Annotated in this window: 18 protein-coding genes; 3 read left to right on the top strand and 15 right to left on the bottom strand. The window is 72.7% G+C overall.

The genetic code is table 11. The features are described 5' to 3' along the window. Nucleotides 1-3 precede the first annotated feature (3 nt). From ACIRVH_RS40715 to ACIRVH_RS40655, 13 genes are all read right to left on the bottom strand, one after another. A complete protein-coding gene (locus tag ACIRVH_RS40715; protein WP_403964678.1) occupies nucleotides 4-153 on the bottom strand; it encodes a hypothetical protein in 150 nt (49 codons plus the stop codon). A gap of 78 nt (nucleotides 154-231) precedes the next feature. After that, nucleotides 232-1620: an MFS transporter gene (locus tag ACIRVH_RS40710; protein ID WP_403964676.1), complete on the bottom strand. Its 1389-nt coding sequence runs from the start codon at nucleotides 1618-1620 to the stop codon at nucleotides 232-234. Next, nucleotides 1583-2467, bottom strand: coding sequence for an ABC transporter ATP-binding protein (locus ACIRVH_RS40705; RefSeq protein ID WP_403964674.1), 885 nt, complete (start codon nucleotides 2465-2467; stop codon nucleotides 1583-1585). The genes ACIRVH_RS40710 and ACIRVH_RS40705 overlap by 38 nt, the downstream gene beginning before the upstream one ends. Next, a complete protein-coding gene (locus tag ACIRVH_RS40700) occupies nucleotides 2464-3531 on the bottom strand; it encodes a FecCD family ABC transporter permease (protein ID WP_403964729.1) in 1068 nt (355 codons plus the stop codon). Before ACIRVH_RS40700 ends, ACIRVH_RS40705 begins: the two co-directional genes overlap by 4 nt. A 5-nt stretch (nucleotides 3532-3536) precedes the next feature. Then, complete coding sequence (locus ACIRVH_RS40695) at nucleotides 3537-4604, bottom strand: ABC transporter substrate-binding protein (RefSeq protein ID WP_403964672.1); 1068 nt, start codon at nucleotides 4602-4604, stop codon at nucleotides 3537-3539. Nucleotides 4605-4747: 143 nt separating this feature from the next. Continuing rightward, complete coding sequence (locus ACIRVH_RS40690; protein ID WP_403964670.1) at nucleotides 4748-5404, bottom strand: sigma-70 family RNA polymerase sigma factor; 657 nt, start codon at nucleotides 5402-5404, stop codon at nucleotides 4748-4750. A 171-nt stretch (nucleotides 5405-5575) separates the two neighbouring features. After that, nucleotides 5576-6232, bottom strand: coding sequence for a hypothetical protein (locus ACIRVH_RS40685; RefSeq protein WP_403964668.1), 657 nt, complete (start codon nucleotides 6230-6232; stop codon nucleotides 5576-5578). A 158-nt stretch (nucleotides 6233-6390) separates the two neighbouring features. Beyond that, nucleotides 6391-6900, bottom strand: coding sequence for a copper chaperone PCu(A)C (locus ACIRVH_RS40680; protein WP_403964666.1), 510 nt, complete (start codon nucleotides 6898-6900; stop codon nucleotides 6391-6393). Continuing rightward, on the bottom strand, nucleotides 6897-9116 hold the full coding sequence (locus ACIRVH_RS40675) for a heavy metal translocating P-type ATPase (RefSeq protein WP_403964727.1): 2220 nt from the start codon (nucleotides 9114-9116) through the stop codon (nucleotides 6897-6899). Before ACIRVH_RS40675 ends, ACIRVH_RS40680 begins: the two co-directional genes overlap by 4 nt. A gap of 116 nt (nucleotides 9117-9232) precedes the next feature. After that, complete coding sequence (locus ACIRVH_RS40670; RefSeq protein ID WP_403964664.1) at nucleotides 9233-9490, bottom strand: hypothetical protein; 258 nt, start codon at nucleotides 9488-9490, stop codon at nucleotides 9233-9235. Between the two features lie 161 nt (nucleotides 9491-9651). After that, on the bottom strand, nucleotides 9652-10308 hold the full coding sequence (locus tag ACIRVH_RS40665; RefSeq protein ID WP_403964663.1) for a ScbR family autoregulator-binding transcription factor: 657 nt from the start codon (nucleotides 10306-10308) through the stop codon (nucleotides 9652-9654). Between the two features lie 278 nt (nucleotides 10309-10586). Then, nucleotides 10587-11825 carry a cytochrome P450 gene (locus ACIRVH_RS40660; RefSeq protein WP_403964661.1) on the bottom strand — a complete coding sequence of 413 codons (1239 nt, stop codon included), beginning with the start codon at nucleotides 11823-11825 and terminating at the stop codon, nucleotides 10587-10589. A gap of 121 nt (nucleotides 11826-11946) precedes the next feature. Beyond that, nucleotides 11947-12630, bottom strand: coding sequence for a ScbR family autoregulator-binding transcription factor (locus ACIRVH_RS40655; protein WP_403964659.1), 684 nt, complete (start codon nucleotides 12628-12630; stop codon nucleotides 11947-11949). A gap of 394 nt (nucleotides 12631-13024) precedes the next feature. On the opposite strand from ACIRVH_RS40655, the gene ACIRVH_RS40650 reads away from it, so the two are divergent. Beyond that, complete coding sequence (locus tag ACIRVH_RS40650) at nucleotides 13025-14971, top strand: acyl-CoA dehydrogenase (RefSeq protein ID WP_403964657.1); 1947 nt, start codon at nucleotides 13025-13027, stop codon at nucleotides 14969-14971. 16 nt (nucleotides 14972-14987) lie between these two features. Here the strand turns inward: ACIRVH_RS40650 and ACIRVH_RS40645 are convergent, their stop codons facing one another. Further along, complete coding sequence (locus ACIRVH_RS40645) at nucleotides 14988-15593, bottom strand: TetR/AcrR family transcriptional regulator (protein WP_403964655.1); 606 nt, start codon at nucleotides 15591-15593, stop codon at nucleotides 14988-14990. A gap of 80 nt (nucleotides 15594-15673) precedes the next feature. Here ACIRVH_RS40645 and ACIRVH_RS40640 point away from each other — a divergent pair, with 80 nt between their 5' ends. After that, nucleotides 15674-16495: an SDR family oxidoreductase gene (locus ACIRVH_RS40640; RefSeq protein WP_403964653.1), complete on the top strand. Its 822-nt coding sequence runs from the start codon at nucleotides 15674-15676 to the stop codon at nucleotides 16493-16495. Nucleotides 16496-16533: 38 nt separating this feature from the next. Here ACIRVH_RS40640 and ACIRVH_RS40635 read toward each other — a convergent pair whose 3' ends face one another. Continuing rightward, complete coding sequence (locus tag ACIRVH_RS40635; RefSeq protein WP_403964651.1) at nucleotides 16534-18996, bottom strand: SpoIIE family protein phosphatase; 2463 nt, start codon at nucleotides 18994-18996, stop codon at nucleotides 16534-16536. 176 nt (nucleotides 18997-19172) lie between these two features. Between ACIRVH_RS40635 and ACIRVH_RS40630 the strand changes: the two genes are divergently transcribed. Continuing rightward, complete coding sequence (locus tag ACIRVH_RS40630; protein WP_403964649.1) at nucleotides 19173-21239, top strand: SpoIIE family protein phosphatase; 2067 nt, start codon at nucleotides 19173-19175, stop codon at nucleotides 21237-21239. Nucleotides 21240-21322 lie beyond the last annotated feature (83 nt).

Here is a 21322-nt window from a genome sequence, read left to right as displayed (position 1 = left end):
GGGTCAGGGGGAGATGGGGGCGGTGGTCTTCTCGGGGACGGTGGCGGGGCACCGGCCGGGCAGGGCGAGCATGGAGCGGCTCCTCGTCAGGAAGAGGCGCGGCCGAGCCTCCTCAAGGACGGTGGCCAGGCCCCGGCCGGGCAGGACGAGCATGGAGCGGCTCCTCGTCAGGGAGAGGCAGGGTCAGTGGTCTTCTCGGGGACGGGCAGCAGGCATGGGAACGGCTCCCGGTCAGGGGGAAACGGAATCGGCGGACTTCTCGGAGAGGGCGGCGGGTCGTCGGCCGGGCACGGCCAGCAGCGGTACGGCGAGGCAGGCGGCTACGGCGGCCAGGTACAGCCCGGCCCGGGTGCCTGCCAGGGACCAGGCGGTGGTGGCCAGCGCGGGGCCGAGGGTGAAGCCGAGGCTGCGGGCGAGCTGCACCGTGGATCCGACGGTGGCCGTCCGCTCCGGTGGGGCGGCGCCCATGACCAGGGCCTGGACCGGTCCGCCGTTCAGGCCCATGCCGACGCCGGCCAGCGCCAGCCGCCAGGCCACGTCCACCGGCGACCAGCCGTCACCCAACGGCACGCACGACAGCAGGCCGGACGCGGTGAGAACGGCTCCGGTGACGGCCACCGGCCGGGCACCGTACCGATCCGCCAGGCGCCCGCCGAAGGGTCCGGCCAGGCCCATGGCGAGCGGGAAGGCGAGGACCGTGAGACCGGTGGCCGTGGCGCTGACACCGTCGTCGCGCTGCAGGTGCAGGGCGACGACATAGTGCAGGGCGGCGAAGCCGGTCGCGAGGGCCAGCACGGCGCCGTGCGGCCGCAGCAGCGCCGAGGCACGCAGCACGCCGGCCACCGGACGGCCGCCGGGGCCGCGCAGCCACCACCACACCGGCGGTACGGCGGCGAGCCCGAGCAGCAGCCACGCCGGGGTGTCCGCAGCCAGGGTCAGCGCCAGCAGGAGCACGGCCACACCGCCCGCGACCAGGAGCGCGTCCGCCGACTCGCGCCGGCCGGGCAGGCGCAGCCGCCCGTCCCGCGGCAGCGCGCGCCACGCCATCACCAGTGCGAGCGCGCAGAACGGGAGCTTCACCAGGAACACGGAGTGCCAGCCGAAGTGGTCCAGCAGCAGACCGCCCACGGCCGGTCCGGTGACCGCGCCCAGCGGGCCGAGGGTCGCGGGCACGCTCATCGCAAGGCCGCGCGCCTCGGGCCGTACGGAACGGATCGCGAGGACCGGCATCAGGACGAACAGCGCGGCGGCGAACGCGCCCTGGGCGAGGCGGGCGGCGATCAGCCAGACCGCCCAGGGTGCGAGGGCCGCGAACGCGCTGCACAGGCCGAAGCCCGCGGTGGCGGCCAGCACGGCCGGGCGCAGGCCCACCCCGTCCAGCCATCGCCCGGCGGGCAACAGCAGGGCCACCACCGGGAGTTGGTAACCCAGGACTGCCCACTGGGCGGTCGCCGACGACACCCGCAGGCCGTCGGCGATGTCCGCGAGGGCCACGTTGACGATGTTCATGTCGAGCATCGCCACGAACGACAGCAGGCCCGCCAGCCCCACCAGCGGCCAGCGGTCCGCGCCGCCGGGTATGTCACCGGGTTGTTCCGAGCCGGGCCCCTGGTGTCTCACCGTTGCGCCCCTCACCTTCGCACATGGACCGCCGGTCGGCCGCCTCGTCCCACAAGTCGGGGGGAACGGCCTGCGAGTTCCCGGCGCGGTGGTCGAAAGCGATCAGCGGGTCGCCGGTGAGGGGGTGGTCGACCACAGCCGCCCGTACGCCGAACACCTCGGCCATCAGTGCCGGGGTCAGGACGTCGCGCGGCGGCCCCGAGGCGACCACGGCTCCGGCGTGCAGCACATGCAGCCGGTCGCACACGGAGGCGGCCGCGTTGAGGTCGTGCAACGACACCAGGGTCGTACGGCGCCGGGCGCGGAGCAGAGCGAGCAGTTCGACCTGGTGCCGGATGTCGAGATGGTTGGTCGGCTCGTCCAGGACCAGCACGTCCGGGTCCTGGGCGAACGCGCGGGCCAGCAGCACCCGTTGGCGTTCGCCGCCGGACAGGGCCGTGAACCGGCGTCCGGCGTGCTCCGCCATGCCGACGTCGGCCAGCGCCCGCAGGACGATGTCCCGGTCGGCGGCGTCCTCCCCGGCGAAGGCGCGCTTGTAGGGCGTACGGCCCATCGCGACGACCTCGCGCACGCTCAGCTCGAAGTCGCTGCCGCGCTCCTGCGGCAGGGCCGCGATGTGCCGGGCCGACTCCACGGGGGTCAGGTCGTGCAGGTCGGTGCCGGCCAGCAGCACGCGCCCGGCGACGGGTCGCAGGTGCCGGTAGACGGTGCGCAGGAGCGTCGACTTGCCGCTGCCGTTCGGGCCGATCAGGCCGGTGATCTCGCCCTGGCCGGCGATGAGCCGGGCGCCCGCCACGACCGTGCGCCCGGCGTAGGCGACGTGCAGGTCCTCGATGTCGATCCTCAACTGCCGCTCCCCAGGCGCCGGTCCAGCAGGTACAAGAGGGCGGGAGCCCCGAGCAGCGACGTCACCACGCCGACCGGCAGCTCCTGCGTGTCCATGGCCGTCCGGCACACGACGTCGACCACGACCAGCAGCAGGGCACCGCACAGCGCGGAGACGGGCAGCAGGCGCCGGTGGTCGCCGCCGACGAGCAGGCGGCACACGTGCGGCACCATCAGCGCGACGAAGGCGATCGCACCGGAGACCGCGACCAGGACACCGGTCAGCACGCTGGTCACCGTGAACAGCTCGCGGCGCAGGCGGCCGACGTCGATGCCGAGTCCGGCGGCCGTCTCGTCGCCCATCAGCAGGGCGTTCAGCCCCCGGGCGCGGGCCTGCAGCCACAGCAGGGCGATCGGCACGGTCACCGCGGGCACGACGAGCAGCTGCCAACTCGCTCCGCCGAGGCTGCCCATGAGCCAGAACAGGACGCTGTGCGTCTGCTGCTCGTCCCCGGCCCGCAGCACCAGGTAGCTGGTGAAGCCGGACAGGAACTGGCCGACCGCCACGCCGGCCAGCACCAGCCTGAGCGGTGCGAAGCCGCCGCCGCGCCGGGCCACCGCCCAGACCAGGGCGAAGGTGGCCAGCGCTCCGGCGAAGGCCGCGCCGGACAGACCGAGGCCCAGAGCGCCGCCCGCGCCCAGTCCGAGGACGAGCGCGGCGACCGCGCCGAGCGAGGCGCCGTTGGAGATGCCCAGCAGGTACGGGTCGGCCAGCGGGTTGCGCACCAACGCCTGCACCGCCGTGCCGACGAGACCGAGGCCGGCGCCGACGAGTGCCGCCAACAGGGCGCGCGGGACGCGCAGTTGCCACACGATGAGGTCGTCGGTACCCGGCCGCGGCGCCTCGCCGGACAGCCGGTGCCACACCACGGTCCACACCTCGCCCGGCGCGATGGAGGTCGAACCCCAGGCGACGGCCGCGGTCAGCGCGGCGAGCAGCACCCCGCCCAGGACCAGGGCGAGCGGCACCACGGAAAGAGTCCGCGTCTCCGTCCTCGTACGGCGGGACGTGGTCGGTGTGGACAGCACCGTCAGCGGACCTTCCCGGGGTGGAGGGCCCGGGCGATCGCCTCGACCGTGTCGGCGTTCTCGACCCCGGCGATGGTGGTCTGCTCCGAGCCGACGCGCACGAAGTGACCCTCCTTCACCGCCTTCAGCCCCTTGGTGGCCGGGTTGGACCTCAGCCACCCCTCCGCCTCGTCGAACGCCTTCTCGTCGGCCGCTTCGCTGCCCCGGTCGCGCACCCCGAGCTGGATCCAGTCCGGGTTCCGGGCGATCACGTCCTCCCAGCCGACCTGCTTGAAGTCGCCGTCGCAGTCGGCGAAGACGTTGCGGGCACCGGCCAGGGTGATCACCGCGTTGGCGATCTGGCGGTTGCAGGTGACGGTGGGCTGCTTGGTGCCTGCGTCGTAGTCGAAGAAGAAGTACGTCGGCCGCGCGCTCCGCGCCGTACCGTGGACCGCCTTCCGGACGACGGCCACCTTCCGCCGCATCCCGGCGACGAGTTCCTCGGCCTCGGCACGCGTGCCGGTGACCGCGCCGAGGTTGGTGATGTCGGCCTCGACCGCCGACAGGTCGGTGACCGGGCCCTTGCTCCGGGCCGCGCAGGCCGTGGACTTCAGGTGGATGTGCTTGATCCCGGCCGCCTGGAACTCCTCCTCGGTCGGCGCGTCACCCATGCCCCCGCCGCCCATGCCCCCCATGGAGGCGAAGGTGTCCAGGTACAGGTCGGCGCCGGAGCCGAGGAGCTTCTCCTTGGGGATGACGCTCTCACTGAGCACCTCGACCTTCCGCGCCTTCGCGTCGAGGTCGCGGGGCAGGGTGCCCTTGCCGGGCGGGAAGCCGGTGCCGATCACGCGGTCCCCCGCGCCGAGGCGGAGCAGCAGCTCCAGGGCGGAGGCGTTGCTGGTGACGATCCGCTTCGGTGCGGCGGAGAACGTCGTCCTGGCGCCCGTGCAGTCGGTGACCGACACCGGATAGCCACCTGAGACGGCCTTCTCCGCGCTCTCGTCCGCCGTGCCCTTCCCGCCGCCGCAGCCCGCCGTCAGCAGGCCGCCGAGCACGAGGGCCGCGGTTCCGCCCCACACACGCACACGCATCGAATGTCTCCAGGTCCACTTGGTACTCGGGCGAACGTCCGTCGCCCGGTCCAGTAGTCGGGGCGAACGTGCCTGGAGTTCCCGCCCGATGGAGACCGACGAAGCCGAGGGTGCCGGCAGGCGCCGGCACCCTCACGGCGGTCTCAGGCCGCCACGGCGGCGGGCGCGTCCTCCCCCACTGCCTCAAGGGCGTGGGAGGTGCCCCCCTCGTCCAGCAGCTCCATCAGGGTGGCGCGGGCCCGCGCCACGCGGGAGCGGACCGTCCCGATCGGACAGCCGCTCACCGCGGCCGCCTCCGCGTACGGCAGCCCGGCCAACTGGGTGAGGACGAACGCCTCGCGGCGCTCGTCCGGCAGGGCGGCCAGCAGATCCAGCAGGGCGACGCCCTCGTCGAAGCCGGGCAGGTCGCGCGGCTGGGCCAGCTCCACGGCCGTCTGCCAGTCCGGGACGTCGGACAGCCTGGGCCGGGCGGCCGCGTACCGGTAGCTGTCGATGACGGCCCGGCGGGCGATGGACAGCAACCAGGCGCGTGCCGAGGAACGGCCCTCGAAGCGGTGCAGGCTGCCGAGCGCCCGCAGGAACGTGTCCTGTGCCAGGTCGTCCACGGCCTGGGGGTCGGCGCACAGATGGGCGACGTAGCGCAGGACGTCGCGGTGCAACGCGCACACGAAACGCTCGACGGCACGGGGGTCGCCGCCCCGGGCCGCAAGGGCCCACGCGGTGATCGACTCGTCGGTCGAGACCGGTTTGTCGCCGGCGGCGCTGTCTTCGCGCGAGGTGGGCAGGGCAGGAGTGATCACCTGGTGTCCTTCTCGGGTCATCCGGGATCCGGGCCGCGGGCACGATCGGATGCCGGCGGTCCGGTGAGAGGGGAACCGGCCCTACGGGCGCTCACGCGGGGGTACGGCGTGTGCGCGGGCGTACGGCCGAGGCCCGAGGCGCACGGGGCGGCCTCGGGAAACCGGCTGTCGTCAGGCGACAGCGACCCCGGCGGGCGGACCCCGCGAGATGATCGAGTGGACGAGGAGGAGCAGCCGCGGCGCACGCCGCGAGCGACGCCGGCGGACGCGCAGCCGCGGCCGGACCGGTGTGTCGGGCAGGGCGAGCAGCAGCCGCAGCGGTGCTACGAGCCGCGCGGCCACGGCCCGCAGGATGCGGAACGCGGCCCGCTCGCCGTACGCCAGCCACATACCGCACAGCAGGGCGGCGAACAGGTGGGCGGCGAGCATCCCGAACGACGACGAGCCGCCGCCCATCGAGTGCCCCATGTGCCCCATGTGATCCATGCCGCTCATGTCCATGTGCCCCATGGAGCCCATGTCCATGGAGTCCATCGGCATCGACGCCATGTCCGTGGAGGCCGTGTCGGCGGAGGCCGACTGGGCGACCGAGAACGACTCGTGCAGCGCCGCCTGCGCGGCGACCACGACGGTCACGATCAGCGGGAGCCCGCGCTCACGGCCCGCCAGCGACCAGCCGGCGGCACCGGTCACGGCCAGGCCTGCGGCGAGTGCCCAGCCGGGCACGTGCTGACCCGACATCATGACGTGGCCCAGGGCGGCGAGCAGCACACAGACGGCCGCGAACACCGCGGCCCGTACTGTGCGAGAACACCACCCTGCAGTCATGGCGTCTCATCCTCGCATCTGGCGGTCCGTCATCATCCGTCGGTACGGAATTTGCCCTGCCGTGTCACTCAACCGGCGCGATGTGATCCAGAACACGTCATATGGCGGGAACGGTCGAGGCGTTCGGTCCGACATCTGTGGGGTGGCCGGTACCGCCCTCAGCCGGGGCGGATCACCACCGCGAGCGCCTCGATCGCCCCGCTGTGCTCGAAGTGCAGCGTGAACGGGACGAGGTCACCGGTCCGCCACCCGGACCCGGCCCGCAGGTTCACGTCCAGACCGTGCGGTGACATGGACAGGGTGCGGCCCGCGGGGACGACCGCCGAGTCCGTGTCGGTCTTGGTGGCGGCTCCTGAGCCGGTGCCGCGATGCCGGCTGAGTGTGATGCCGCCGCCGGCGCGGGAGGACGTGACCTTGACCAGCCGGTCGTCGGCGCCGCCGGCGTTGGAGAGGTCGAAGAAGGCGGCCGTCTCCTTCGTGTCGCCGTACGGCAGGAGGACCCGCGCCTTCGAGACGGTGACGCGGGCCGGGCTGCCCGCCTTCCCTGCACCGACCCACGTGGTCAGGCCGCCCAGGGCGAGGCTGCACGCCGTGACGGGCGCGAGGGCCGCGAGGAGGGTGTCGGTCAGCCGGCGCCGGGTGGGACGCCACGGGCTCTGCTCGGTCATCGGGTACGCCTCCCGGCAGAAGACGGCTGCCAGGTGCGCAGCCGAAGGCTGTTGCCGACCACCAGCAGCGAACTGACCGACATCGCCGCCGCGGCGACCATCGGGGTGAGCAGGCCCACCAGGGCGAGCGGCACGGTCACGAGGTTGTATCCGAACGCCCAGGCGAGGTTGGCGCGGATCGTGCCCAGGGTGCGCCGGGCCAGACGGACCGCGTCCGCGAGGGCCTCGATGTCCCCGCGCACCAGGGTCACGTCGGCGGCACCGATGGCGGCATCCGTGCCGCCGCCCATGGCGATGCCCAGGTCGGCGGCGGCCAGCGCGGCCGCGTCGTTCACGCCGTCCCCGATGACGGCGACCCGACGGCCCCGCTGCTGGAGGTCTCGTACGAGGGACGCCTTGTCGCCGGGTGTGCAGCGGGCGTGCACCTCCTCGATGCCCAACTCCGTGGCGACGGCCTGCGCGGGTGCCTCGCGGTCGCCGGTGGCGAGCACCGGCCGTACGTCGAGGCGCCGCAGCCGGTCCACCGCCCGGTAGGCCCCGGGCCGTACGACGTCGCCGACCTCGATCAGCGCCTCGGCGATCCCGTCCACGCGGACCAGGACCGGTGTGTGCGCGGCGGCCTCCGCCACCGGGAGCGCCTCGGCCAGCGCCGTGGGCAAGTCGTCGTCGGGGGACAGAACTTCGACCAGGCGGCCCTCGACCCGGCCCCGCACGCCCCGGCCGGCCTCCGCACGGAAGTCGCTCACGGCCGGAAGCGACCCGGGCGCATGAGCGGTGACGGCCCGGCCCAGGGGATGCTCCGAGCCCTGTTCGACCGAAGCGGCCAGCCGCAGCGCCGCGTCCCTCCCGAGCCCGCCGGGTACCGCGGTGACCCTGGCAACGCTCATCCGGCCGGTGGTGAGGGTGCCGGTCTTGTCCAGGACGACCGTGTCGACGTGCCGTAGACCCTCCAAGGCCTGCGGGCCGCCGACGAGGACGCCCAGTCGGGCCCCGCGACCGGTGGCCGCCATCAGCGCGGTCGGGGTCGCCAGGCCCAGCGCACACGGACACGCCACCACCAGGACGGCCATCGCGGCGGTGACGGCGGCCTGTGCATCGGCGCCCGCACCGAGCCAGAACCCGAGCGCCGTGACGGCCAGTGCGAGCACGACCGGTACGAAGACACCGGCGACCGAGTCGGCCAGTCGCTGCGCCCGCGCCTTGCCCGCCTGCGCCTCCGTCACCAGGTCGGTGATTCGGGCGAGTCGGGTGTCGGCGCCGACCGCCGTGGCGCGTACGAGCAGCAGCCCACCGGCATTGAGGGCCCCGCCGGTCACCGCGGAGCCCGGCCCGGCCTCGACGGGCTCGCTCTCCCCGGTGACCAGGGAAAGATCCACCGTGGAGCGGCCCTCCACCACCTCACCGTCGGTGGCGACCCGCTCCCCCGGCCGCACGACGAAGATCTGCCCGACCGTCAGCTCCTCGATGGGCAGAAGTCGTTCGGTGCCGTCCTCGCGCACCGCCACCTCCTTGGCGGCGAGTTCCGCGAGCGACCGCAGTGCGGACCCGGTTCCGCGCCGGGCCCGTGCCTCCAGGAACCGGCCCGCCAGCACGAACAGCGGTACGCCGACGGCCGCTTCGAGGTAGAGATGCGCGGCACCGCCAGAGGCGGAGGGCAGCAGGCTGAACGGCATCCGCATGCCGGGATCCCCGGCACCGCCGAGGAACAGTGCGTACGACGACCAGGAGAAGGAGGCCAGCACGCCGAGGGAGACGAGGGTGTCCATGGTGGCCGCCGAGTGCCGCAGCCCGCGTACCGCCCGCTCGTGGAAGGGCCAGGCACCCCACACGGCCACCGGGGCGGCCAGCACGAAGCACAGCCACTGCCAGTTGCGGAACTGCAGGCCGGGCACCATCGACAGCGCGAGGACGGGCAGCGCGAGCAGCGCGGTGACCAGGAGCCGGTCACGCTCCTGCCCTACCTCCTGCCCTGCCTCCTGCCGCACTTCATCCGCCGGACCCGCTCCTCCGCCGCGCTCGCGCAGCCGCTTCTCGGGTCGCTGCGCGATCTCGGCCGTGTACCCGGCCTGCTCGACGGTCGCGACGAGCTCCTCGGGGCTGATCCGGGCCGGGTGGCTCACGCGGGCCCGTCCGGTCGCCAGGTTGACGACCGCCGTGACCCCGTCGAGTCGGCCGAGCTTCTTCTCGACGCGCTTCACACAGGCCGCGCAGGTCATCCCGCCCACGGTCAGGTCGGTGGTCGTCAGGTCGGCGGTTGTCGGGTCGCTGGTCGTCGGGTCGGTGGCCGTCGGGTCGGTGGCCGTCGGGTCCGCGATCACGGGTTCCGTGGCCATCAGTGGGTTCCCCCGTGCATCCGCCCCATGTCGCCGCCGTCGTCCGCGCCCGCGCCCCCGCCTCCGCCGTCACCGCCGCCACGGCCGGTGCCGGTGCCGTGCATGCCGGGGGCGACGGGTCCGGCCGCGGCGCCGACGGCGTACGACAGCGTGAACAGCAGGGCCAGCAACAGAAGGAACCCGCAGAGGGCGGGCGGGGGCACCGCTGTGCGCAGCACCGCGCCCGCGCCGGAGGGGGACTGACCGGACTCGTCCATCAAGCGCGTCTCCAGATCACGTCGTACGGCATCACCTGGTCGAAGCCGTAGCGCTTCAGGAGTCGGGCCGTCGAGGGGCCGAGTTCCGGAGTCCGGGTATGGCACGCGTCACGCGGCGGCAGGCGCGCCGCCGAGCCGCCTCGGTGCGGGGCCGGTCCGTCCTACAGGCCGGCCATGCTGTTCTCGGCGTCCCGGTCGCCGGTCGCCTCGCTCTCCAGCACCCGGGCGAGGTCCGGTCCGGGCACGGTCGCCAGCCGCGGCAGCAGACAGGTCCAGAACTCCACCATGCGGTCCTTCGACAGCCAGTCCCGGTCCCCGCTGCCGAGGACCTCGAAGCCGACCGTCGCGGCCACCACGGCCCCGGCCACACATTCGGGCGAGAGGTCGTTCGTCAGCTCTCCCGCCGTCTGCGCCTGGCCGATCACGTCACGCACCCAGCCGTGCCACGAGTCCACCACCGCGGTCCCGCCGTTGCGTGCGGGGTCGCCGCTGAGCGCCAATCCGGCCCGCATGACCGGGTCGGCCGCTAACGCGACCACCAGTTGGCGGATCGCGGCCACCAGCGCCCCGAGCGCGCTGCCGCCCGTGGCCCGGCAGTGCGCGGTCATCTCCTCCACCGTGCGTGCCGCCGCGCACTCGATCTCGCTCGCCAGAGCGTCCTTGCTCGGGAAGTGGAAGTGCAGCGCGCCGGCGCTCACCCCGGCCCGCCTGCTGATCGCAGGCAGGGACGCGCGTGCGTACCCGTCGTGGGCGAAGGCTTCCGCCGCCGCGCGGACGAGGGCCTGCCGTGTGCGAACCGCCCGTACCTGCTTGACCATGACGCCCTCCTCTAATAACCGCATGTTCAGTATGTTTATGTGGATGCGGTGCGGCAAGACCTGACGGGATGCCAGGGTAAAAACATCGAGGACCAGGCAAACTCGCCCGTCGGAGTGATTTGACGCCCCCGTCAGTCACGAAGCAAACCGCGTGCTTGGTTTGGCTTACGGAAGCGAGAAGGCCGGATGAAGGACGTGACGTCGCTTCCTTGGCGCACAAGGAAGTCCGCCGCCCGCGACGGGCGGCGGACTTCCGGCGGGCGCATCCGCCCGCGCGCTCAGGACGCCGACGGACGCAGCAGCACGGGCAGCGACCGGAATCCGTTGAGCATGAAGGTCGGCAGCGGGGCCAACTCCTCGGGAGCGCAGGCCAGCTGAACGTCCGGGAAGAGATCGAAGAGCTTGGCGAGGGCGGAGGCGGCCTCGATCTCCCCGAGCGGTGCGCCGAGGCAGCGGTGGGTTCCGTGGCCGAAGCCGAGGACGTCCCGGTCGCCGCCGCGCAGCAGATCGAAGCGGTCCGCGTCCGAACCGTGCCGGTCGGTCTCGTGGCCGCCCGCCGCGAAGTTGACGAGGATGCAGTCGCCCTTGCGGATCCGCACCCCGTCGAGGTCGATGTCCTCGACCGCGAACCGCATCGGCGCGTAGGCCCCGGGCGTGTGCACCCGCATGGTCTCGGAGACCACGTCCGCCCAGGTCGCCCGGCCCGCGCGCAGGTGCGCCAGCTGCTCGGGGTGGGTCAGCAGGGCGCCGGCCGCGTTGGTGATGAGGGTGGCCGTGGTGTCCTGTCCCGCCGCGATGAACATGAAGAGGGATCCGAGCAGTTCGTCCTCGGTGAGCCGGTCGCCCTGGTCCCGGGCCGCGATCAGCGAGCTGGTGAGGTCGTCACCGGGCCGCTCCCGCTTGGCCTTGACCAGTGCGGCGAGCCGCCCGAAGGCCTCCAGCCGGGCGGCCTCCATCTCCTGGCCGCTGACGGTGGAGCTGAACACCGTGCTCAACGCCGCGGACAGCGCATCCGTCTCGGCGCCCTGCGGCACGCCGAACAGCTCGCAGATGACCTGCAGCGGCAACACCTCCGCGTACGAGGTGCGCAGGTCGACCGGGGTGCCGGGCGGGAGAGCGGCCAGTGTGCCGAGCAGCTCGGCCGACAGCTCCTGCACCCGGGGGCGCAGCGCCTCGGAGCGCCGCGCGGTGAACGCGCCGGCGACGAGCCGGCGCAGCCTGGTGTGGTGCTCCCCGTAGGCGAACAGCATGTTCTCGTTCGCCACCCATGGGTAGAGGGGCCACTCCTCCGTTATCTTCCCCTCGATGAACGGCGGCCAGTGCAGGCGGGCGCTGCGCGAGACGCGCGGGTCGGTCAGCAGCTGCTCCACGTACCTCTGCCGGACGACGGCCCAGGCGAGCACGCCGCCGGGCAGCTCCACCTGGACCGCGGGGCCCTGGGCGCGCAGCATCGCGGCCTCCCCCAGGTGGTCCTGGCCGGTGAGGTCGAGGGCGTAAGGGCAGGCGGTCTCTTCCATCGATGTGCTCCCTGGGTCGGTTCTGCATCACGTTGTGGCGTTGCGACGTGCCCATGGCAGCGATGTCCGCTCCCCCGGCTCCCGGCGGCGCCGGTGTCCGTGGTCCGCGGAGAGACCCCGTTCAGCCGGCGGCCGGCGCCTCCTGCGGTTCCCGGCTCAGCTCCATGGCCTCTTCGTAGACACGCCGGCCCCGTTCGAGTGACATGTCCAGGCGTACCAGTACCGCGGGGACCGCGATGCTGGTCATCAGGTGCCGGTAGAGGTCGACCACGCGTTCCATCAGGTCGGCATGGTTGTTCATGATCTTGGACAGCACCTGTGCCCCGGTGAACGCGGCCACGAAAGCCTTCGCCGCGGCGTCCACGTCGACCTGGGGCAGCACCTCTCCGTTCGCCTTCGCCCGTTCGAGCAGCGCGGCGTTGTAGTCGACCCAGGAGGCCATCGGCACCCGCCGGTCCAGCCCGTCGTGCGGTGACCCCTGGTCCACGGTGAGGCGGATGCTGCCGCGCACCATGGGGTCGCCCGAGCCGAGCAGATGAGCGAGGAGGAAACCGGCGTCCAGCCCCTCCTGGAGCACCAGCTCCCGCGGCGGCGATTCCGGCACCGACTTCAGCTGGTCGGTCAGGACCGCCTGGGCGAGCTGCTCCTTGGAGGAGAAGTGGAAGTACAGGGCGCCCTTGGTGACGTTCGCCCGCTGGAGGATCTCCGAGATGGTCGCCGCCTCGTAGCCGACGTCGGCGAACACGTCGGCGGCTGCCACCAGGATGTTGCGCCTCGTCCTGATCGCTCGTTCCTGCAGGGCCACGGCACATCCTCCGCACTGGCTTCACGGACCGGTCGGCCACAAAAAGAAACCGACAGGTACGTATCCTGCCACCTCGGAAGATGGCCTTTCAACCATGTGAACGCCACCCTCCTCACCAGATACGCGGGAACCCGTCGAGCCGTCGCTGACCGCCACAATAAAACCTGTCGCCCGGTATCTCAACGTTCCCGCAGCATCTGCCGATGCAGGGAAGTCCGCCGGACCGGACCGGAGTTGAGCATCGCGCTCACTTCTGGGGCCGGGGAGTGTCCCCAAGGCACCGAAGTTCGGCCACCGTTGGCAGAAATTTGGCTTGATAAGCAAACCGGGAGGTCCGTATCTTCTGACTCTGCGCATCCCCACCCTTCCGGTTCTGCGACGACGGGAGAGGGCCATGACCCTTCTGACACCCCAGGTACATCTCCCTTCTCTGCCGGAGATCGAGCACTACGGCACGGATCCGGTGCTTGGTCCGGACACGTTCCGCGCCGACGGTCCGCACACCGGGCCCGGCGGAGCGTTCCCCGGCACCGTGTCCGGCGAGTTGGCCCGACTCCTGTTCGACGGCGAGGACCGGGAGCACATCCACGGGATGTGGCGCGACCTCATCTCGAAGGACACGTTCCGCCACCGTCCCGGGCTGGACCCCGCCGAGCGCGCCGCCCTCTCCTACGAGTGGCTGCGGCTGGTGAACGACACGGCCGGCGGGGCCGAGCCACTGGCGGACGACCCGCAGCTGCTGGCGGGGCTGCACGAGTGGGCTGCGATCGTGGACGGCGGCGGGGGCCTGTGCACGGTGGCGAGCATCCACTACAACCTCTTCCTCGGCAGCCTGCTCGACCACGAGGGTGCCGAGCGCCGGGACCTGTCCGACTTCGCGACCCTGCGGCGCACCGGCACGTTCCTGTGCACCGAACTGGACCACGGCAACGACGCCTCGGCCCTGGCCACCACCGCCGAACTGGACCCGGACACCGGCGGGTTCGTGCTGAACACACCGCACGTCGGCGCCCAGAAGTTCATGCCCAACACCAGCATGACCGGCGGACCCAAGAGTGCCGTGGTGGCCGCCCGCCTCATCGTCGAGGGCCGGGACGAAGGCGTCTTCCTGTTCCTGACCCCGCTGAGCGACGAGCGGGGCCTGCTGCCGGGAGTGCGGGTTCGCCGACTGCCCCTGCGCACCGGAGCCCCGGTGGACCACTGCCTGACCGCGTTCGACCGGGTGCTGCTGCCGCGTGACGCCCTGCTGGAGTCCGAGCACGGCCGCCTGGACGCCGACGGCCGTTTCCACAGCAGCCTCGGCAACCGGCGCAAGCGGTTCCTGCAGTCCATCGGCCGGGTCACGATGGGCAAGCTCTGCATGAGCGGCGCCGCCGTCGGCGCGACCCGGGCCGCGCTCGCCATAGCCGTCCGTTACGGCGACCAGCGACAGGTCAGCGGGCCCCGCGTGGGCGAGCGCATCCCGGTCAACGCCCACCGCTCGCACCACGGGCGGCTGTTGAAGGGCCTGGCCTCGGGCTACGCCATGACCTTCCTGCACCGCTCGGTGCTCGCCCGCTGGGCCGCCGTGCACGCCGGCCACGACGCCGGACAGCAGGCGGAGGCGGAGCGGCTGGTCGCGATCGCCAAGAGCTGGATCACCTGGCAGGCACGGGACATCACCATCGAGTGCCGGGAACGCTGTGGCGCGCAGGGCCTGTTCGCCGCCAACGGTCTGTCCGAGTTCCCGCAGTACGTCGAGGGCACGATCACCGCCGAGGGCGACAACCTGGTGATCTGGGTGAAGGCCGCCGCCGAGATGCTCTTCGAGTACCAGCCGCCCCGGGAGGCGCCCGAACGCCCGGGTGGCGTGGAGCGGCTGACGGACCCCCGGCATCTGCGCGGGCTGCTGGCCCGGGTCGAGGCCGGCTGGCAGGACCGGGCCCGGACCGCACTGCGCCGTGGGCCGTCCGGGGATCCGGTCGAGCGCTGGAACGGCGCTTCCTCCGCGGCCCTGGAGATGGTCTCGGTGCACGCCCGGCTGCGGGCGGCCGACGCCTTCCTGGACGCGGTCGCCCGGGCGGCCGACCCCGAGGCCCGCGAACTGCTGGAGCGGCTCTGCGTGTTGTTCCTGCTGCAGCAGCTCGGCGAGCACACCGGCGATCTGCTGGCCGACGGCCATCTGTCCGCCGAGCAGGTCCGCGCCCTGCCCCAGCTGCTGGACGACGTGCTGCGCGACCTCGCCCCGCACATGACCGAGCTGGTCGAGGGCTTCGACCTGCCCGCCGCCTACCTGGAGGGAATCCCGCTGGCCAACTCGGGCCACATCTCCCTCGCGGACTACGCGACGGCGGCCGAGTAGGGGGTCCGAGCCTGGATCAGGGCTGTGCGAAGCCGTCGATCCAGGCTTGGAGGCGTTCGCCCTGGGTGGCCATCAGTGCCGGGTCGCGCAGGGTGTTGGTGAGCACCGACATGCCCTGGTAGGCGGCGACCAGCTCGACGGCGAGGGCGCGGGCGTCGGGTCGGCCCAGTTCGGTGAACTGGCCCTCGACCCAGTCGAGCAGGGCCCGCATGACCTCGGCGGCGGCCAGGTCCAGGCCGTCGTCGCGCTTGTCGAGCTCGGTGGCCAGGGTGCCGAAGGGGCAGCCGAAGCGGGCCGCCGTCTCGCGCCCCTCGACCCAGCCGGCGACCAGGGCCTTCAGCCGGGTGGCCGGGTCGGGAAGCTCCTCGAGTCGGGCCGTGAGCCGGGTGAGCTGGTCGCAGTGCGCCTCCACCGCGGCCTCGACCAGCTGGTCCTTGGTCTTGAAGTAGTAGTAGACGTTCCCGAGGGGCACATCGGCGGCACGGGCGATGTCCGCCAGGGTGGTCTTCTCCACGCCCTGCTGGTGGAAGACCTGGACGGCCGCTTCGACCAGGCGTTCACGCTTGCCGCCCCGCCGGGAGGTGGCGGCTCCGGCCGCCGTACCGGATTTTGAGTCAGTCACCTGACTAAGGATAGACAGCGCCAGGCGGACCGGCTAGCGTGGCGACTTAGTTAGTCAACTGACTCAATCGAGGAGCTGTCATGATCGTCGTAACGGGTGGTACGGGGAACGTCGGGCGGGCCCTGGTCGCGAGGCTGGCCGGGGAAGGGGTGGCCGGGACCGCGGTGGCCCGGCACATCACCCCCGAGGACGTCCCGGCGGGGGTGCGGGCCGTGGCCGCCGATCTCGGACAGCCGGCCGGTCTCGGTCCCGCGCTGGAGGGGGCCACGGCTCTGTTCCTGCTCGTCGCCGGGGACGATCCGGAAGGGATCCTGAAGCAGGCGGCCGCGGCCGGCGTCACCAAGGTGGTCCTGCTGTCCTCGCAGGGCGCGGGCACCCGGCCGCACAGCTACGCGCACGCCGCCGGCTTCGAGGCGGCCCTGGCCGGATCCGGACTGGCTTTCACCGTGCTGCGCTCGGGCGGGCTGGCCTCCAACGCGTTCGCCTGGGCCGAGCCCGTCCGGCACCATCGCACCGCGGCGGCACCGTTCGCCGACGTGGCGCTGCCGTTCGTCGACCCGGACGACGTCGCCGCGGTCGCCGCCGTGGTGCTGCGCGAGGACGGGCACGACGGCATCACCTACACGCTGACCGGCCCCGAGGCCACCACTCCCCGGCAGCGGGCCGCCGCCCTCGCACGGGCCATCGCCGAGCCGGTCACCTTCGTGGAACAGAGCCGCGAGGAAGCCCGCGCGCAGATGGCGCAGTTCATGCCGAGCGCCGTGGTCGAGGGAACCCTGTCCGTCCTCGGCGAGCCGACCCCCGAGGAGCTGGCGGTCAGCGGGGACGTCGAGCGGATCCTGGGGCGCCCCGCGTCCCCCTTCGCGGCGTGGGCGGCACGCAACGCCGCGGCGTTCCGCTGAGACTCACCCAGAACAGGCCCACCGGGGCCGTGCAGGCCTCAGGAGATGTCCTGCTCGGCCCAGATGATCTTCCCTTCGGCCGTGTACCGGGCGCCCCAGCGGAGGGCGAGCTGGGCCACCAGGAACAGTCCGCGGCCGCCCTCGTCCGTGCTGCGGGCGTGCCTCAAACGGGGGGCGGTGCTGCTGCCGTCGGCGACCTCACAGGTCAGGCGGGCGTCGCGGAGCAGCCGCAGGCGGATGGGCGAGTCGGCGTAGCGGATCGCGTTGGTGACGAGTTCGCTGACGATGAGTTCCGTCGTCAGGGCCTGTTCCGCGAAGCCCCAGTCCGTCATCTGGCGGGTCGCCGCGGCCCGTACGTGTCCGACGGCGGCCGGGTCGGGGGGTACGTCCCACGACGCCACCTGGTCCGCGGCGAGGGTGTGGGAGCGGGCCAGCAGGAGGGCGATGTCGTCGGGCTGCGGTGCAGACACCAGCTGCTGCACCGTGGAGGTGCACAGCGTGCCGAGGTCCGTCCCGGTCCTGACCAGCACCTCGCCGAGCCGTGCCATGCCCGACTCCACGTCCCCGTCGTTTCCTTCGATGAGGCCGTCGGTGTAGAGACCGAGGAGGCTGTTCTCGGCCAGCTCGATCTCGGTGGCCTCGAAGGCCATGCCGCCCAGCCCGAGCGGTGGCCCGGCCGGGATGTCTGGGAAGTAGGCGCGTCCGTCCGGAGTGACGACCACGGGCGGCGGGTGGCCGGCCCGGGCCATCGTGCACCGCCTGGAGACCGGGTCGTAGACGGCGTAGAGGCAGGTCGCGCCGATGAAGGTCGCCGTGCTCCGGTCGGCCGGGGCGCGATCGGCCTCCTCGTCGCTCAGCCGCAGCACCAGGTCGTCGAGGTGGGCGAGCAGTTCGTCGGGAGGCATCTCCATGTCGGCGAGGGTCTGCACCGCCGTACGCAGCCGCCCCATGCTCGCCGCCGCGGGGATGCCGTGGCCCACCACGTCCCCGATGACGAGGCCGACGCGCGCGCCGGACAGGGGGATCACGTCGAACCAGTCACCGCCGACGCCGCCCGTGGGGTCCGCCGGAAGGTAGGAGGAGGCGACCTCCACCGCCGTTCCGCCGGTCAGGACGTGGGGCAGCAGGCTGCGCTGCAGGGTGACCGCCGCGGTGTGCTCCCGGGTGTATCGGCGGGCGTTGTCGACGCACACCGCCGCCCGTGCCACCAGTTCCTGGGCCAGCAGGACGTCGTCCTGCCCGAACGGGACCGTGTTGAGCGAGCGGGCGAACGTGGTCAGGCCCAGCACCGTGTTCCGCGCCCGCATCGGTACGGAGATGAGGGAGTGCAGGCCGAACTCGCGGATGCGGGCCACTCGCTCGGGCTGTTCGGCGACCCACAGGGGGTCGTTCGGGTCGAGGACCGGGATGAGGCACGGCTCGCCTCTGATCAGGAGGTTGATGTCGTTGGGCGGTGGCAGGAAGTCGACCTCCTCACCGATCCCCACCACGGCCTCGGGGCAGCCCTCCCGCACCGACTGCAGTCCCGCGCGGCGCATCACCGGCCGGACGGGCGCCGGTCCGGCATCGGTCAGCCAGGCTCCGTGGCCCTCGGTGCTGAGAACGGGCTCCAGGAGGTCGACGGTGACGAAGTCGGCGAACCGGGGCACCGCGAGGTCGGCCAGTTCCTGGGCCGTCCGCAACACGTCGAGGGTCGTGCCGATGCTGGTGCCGGCCTCGTTGACCAGGGACAGGAGCCGGCGGGCGGTCCAGCGCTCGGTGACGTCGAGGACCATGTAGCAGACCCCGGTGACGGTGGCTCCGGCGTTCACCAGGGGGAAGAAGGAGGTGGAGTAGGCGTGCTGGCGGTGCGGATCGGCCCAGCTCCAGCCGAGATACTCGTAGTCGGTGACCGGCTCCCCCGTCGCCAGCACCTTGCGCATCAGGCCTTCCAGGGTGTCCGCCTGCAGACCGGGCAGCAGCTCGCTCAGCCGGCGTCCCAGCCGCTGGTCCCGGGGCACCCCGCCGAAGCGTTCCAGCGTGTCGTTCAGCCAGATGTAGCGCAGCTCCAGGTCCATCACGGCCATGCCGACCGGTGAGCGGGTCAGGAATCCGTCCAGGACGGACTGGCCGACCGTCCACTGCGGCCGCTGCTCCCGTGCCGAGAGCAGAAAGCACTCCTGCCCGCCCATGCGGAAGGCCGCCGAGACCCGGAGATCGAGCTCGACGCGACGACCGTCCCGGTGCCGTACGGGGACGAGGCCGTTCCATCCCATTCCGCTGCGGCACCGCTCCGCGATGCCTGCGGCGCGGGCCGGGTCCGCGGGCACCGCCAGCAGGCCTGCGGCGGGGTGGCCCACGACCCCGGACGCAGGGTGGCCGAGCAGCGCTTCCGCGCCCCTGGTCCAGCCGACCACGACGCCGTCCGCCGAGAGCACCGCCGCAGCATCGGTGGAGGCGTCCAGGAGATCACGCGGTGCCACGGATGCGGATGCGTCGAAACCCTTTCGCGGTGGTTCCATCTGCTCCATCCTCTTTCTTCACCATGGTCCTGCTTGTCCGCTGGATACGCACGGGCCGGTGCTGCGGTTGGGGTGGGCGGATCCCTGGAGGCAGCATGGAGGTGACGGCCATGAGCGCTCGGGCGTGACGCCGTACCGGCACGTACGGGTGACCGGCCGCTGGAGGTGGTTCTGGCATGGCAGTGGAATCCTTGCGCGCCGGCGACGACGAGCACAGCCCCGAGCCGCCCCGGCCGACCGGCCTGCTGGACATGCTGAGCGTGGCCGCGGTCGCGCTGGACACCCGTGGGCGCATCGTCTTCTGGACCCCGCAGGCCGAGGACCTGTTCGGCTACACGGCGGAGGACGTCCTCGGGAAGTACGCGGCGCGGCGGCTGATCCCTCCCGAGCACCTGCAGGCCGTGGTGAGCCTGTTCACGGAGGTGCTGGAGACCGGCCGGGGGTGGGCCGGCGCCTTCCCCGTGCGACACAAGGACGGCAGCAGCCGCCTGACGGAGTTCCGCACCATGCGGCTCCTGGACGACCTCGGGGACGTGTACGCGCTGGGCATCGCGGCCGACCACACCCTGCTGCAGCGCGTCGAGACCGACCTCGCGCTGTGCGAGCGCCTGATCAACCAGTCCCCGATCGGGCTCGCCCTCATGGACCCCGATCTGAAGTACCTGCTGGTCAACCCGGCGCTGGAGCGGATCGACGGGATCCCGGCCGAGGACCACATCGGCCGTCATCTGCGGGAGACCCTGCCCTTCCCCGACGTGAACACCGTCGAGTCCGCGCTGCGCCAGGTGCTCACCACCGGCACGCCCCTCCTCGACCAGTACCACGTGGGCCGTCCCCCGGCCGATCCCGAGCACGAGCACGCCTGGTCGCTGTCCTTCTACCGGCTGGAGGACCCGGGCGGGCGGGTGCTGGGCGCGGCCGCGTCGGTCGTCGACGTCACCGAGCGGCACCACGCGGCCGCCGAGGCCGACCGGGCCCGGCGTCGCCTGGCGCTGATCGCGGACGCCTCCGCCCGCGTGGGCACCACGCTGGAGGTGGAAGAGACCGCCCGCGAGCTGGCCGACATCTGCACGCCCGTGCTCGCGGACGTGGTCGCCGTGGACGTCCTCGACTCCGCGCTGGCTCTGCGCCGCTCCCGCCGGCCGGACAACGGCCCGGAGCTGTTCCGTGCCCTCGCCCTCAAGGCGGCCCACCCCACCGTGGCGCTGAGCGCCGCCGACGCGCCCGGCAACGTTGCCTCGTACGACGGCGACCGCTTGGTCACCCTGTGCGTCCACACCGGCCGGGCGGTCATGGTGCGCCACGTCGGCGCCCGAGATCTGCGGCAGATAGCCCGGGACTCCGAGGCCGGCGCGCTCCTGGCCCAGGCCGGCGTGCACTCGTATCTGGCCGTGCCGCTGATCGCGCACGGCGAGGTGCTCGGCGCCCTCGATCTCAAGCGCACCAGCAACCCGCTGCCCTTCGACGAGGACGACGTCGTCCTGGCGGGCGAGCTGGCCAGCCGTGCCGCCGTCGCCATCGACAACGCCCGCTGGTTCCAGAGCGTGCGCAACACCGCCCTCACGCTCCAGCGCAGTCTGCTGCCGGACCACTCGCCGCACCACACGGGCCTGGAACTCGCCTCCCGCTACCAGCCCGCGCAGGCCACCAGCGAGGTCGGCGGCGACTGGTACGACGTCATCCCGCTGGCCGACGAGAAGACCGCCCTGGTGGTGGGCGACGTCATGGGCAACGGCATCGACGCGGCCGCCACCATGGGCCGGCTGCGCACCGCCACCTGTGCCTACGCGGACCTGGACCTCGCTCCCGGCGCGGTGCTCCAGCACCTGGACAAGATCACCTGCGATCTGGAGCACTACATCGTCACGTGCCTGTACATCGTCTACGACCCCCGCACCAGGCAGTGCACGATCGCCAACGCGGGACACATGCCGCCCGCCCTGGCGCGGCCCGGTCAGGCGCCCGTGTACCTCGACCTGCCCTCCGCGGCTCCGCTCGGTGTCGGCGGCATCCCGTTCGAGACCACGACGACCGAACTGACCCCCGGCGACCTGCTGGTGCTGTACACCGACGGCCTCGTGGAGACCCGGCAGCACCCCATCGACGACCGCCTCTCCGTCCTCCTCGGCTTCCTCGACGAGCCCCGCCGGCCGCTGGAGGAGACCTGCGACCGGCTGTTGTACGGTCTGCGCCATCCCGACGACCACGACGACGTGGCCCTGCTCGTCGCACGCGCCCTGTAGGCCGTGGCGCCGCTCCATCCGCTTGGTGGGGTTCGCCCGTCGGTGGGACTCTGGTGGGAGAGGTGTCCGAGGAGCGGAACCCT

Origin of the sequence: Streptomyces sp. NPDC101165 (assembly GCF_044768135.1) — a bacterium.
GTDB lineage: Bacteria > Actinomycetota > Actinomycetes > Streptomycetales > Streptomycetaceae > Streptomyces.
This window is presented reverse-complemented; position numbering and strand designations above follow the sequence as displayed.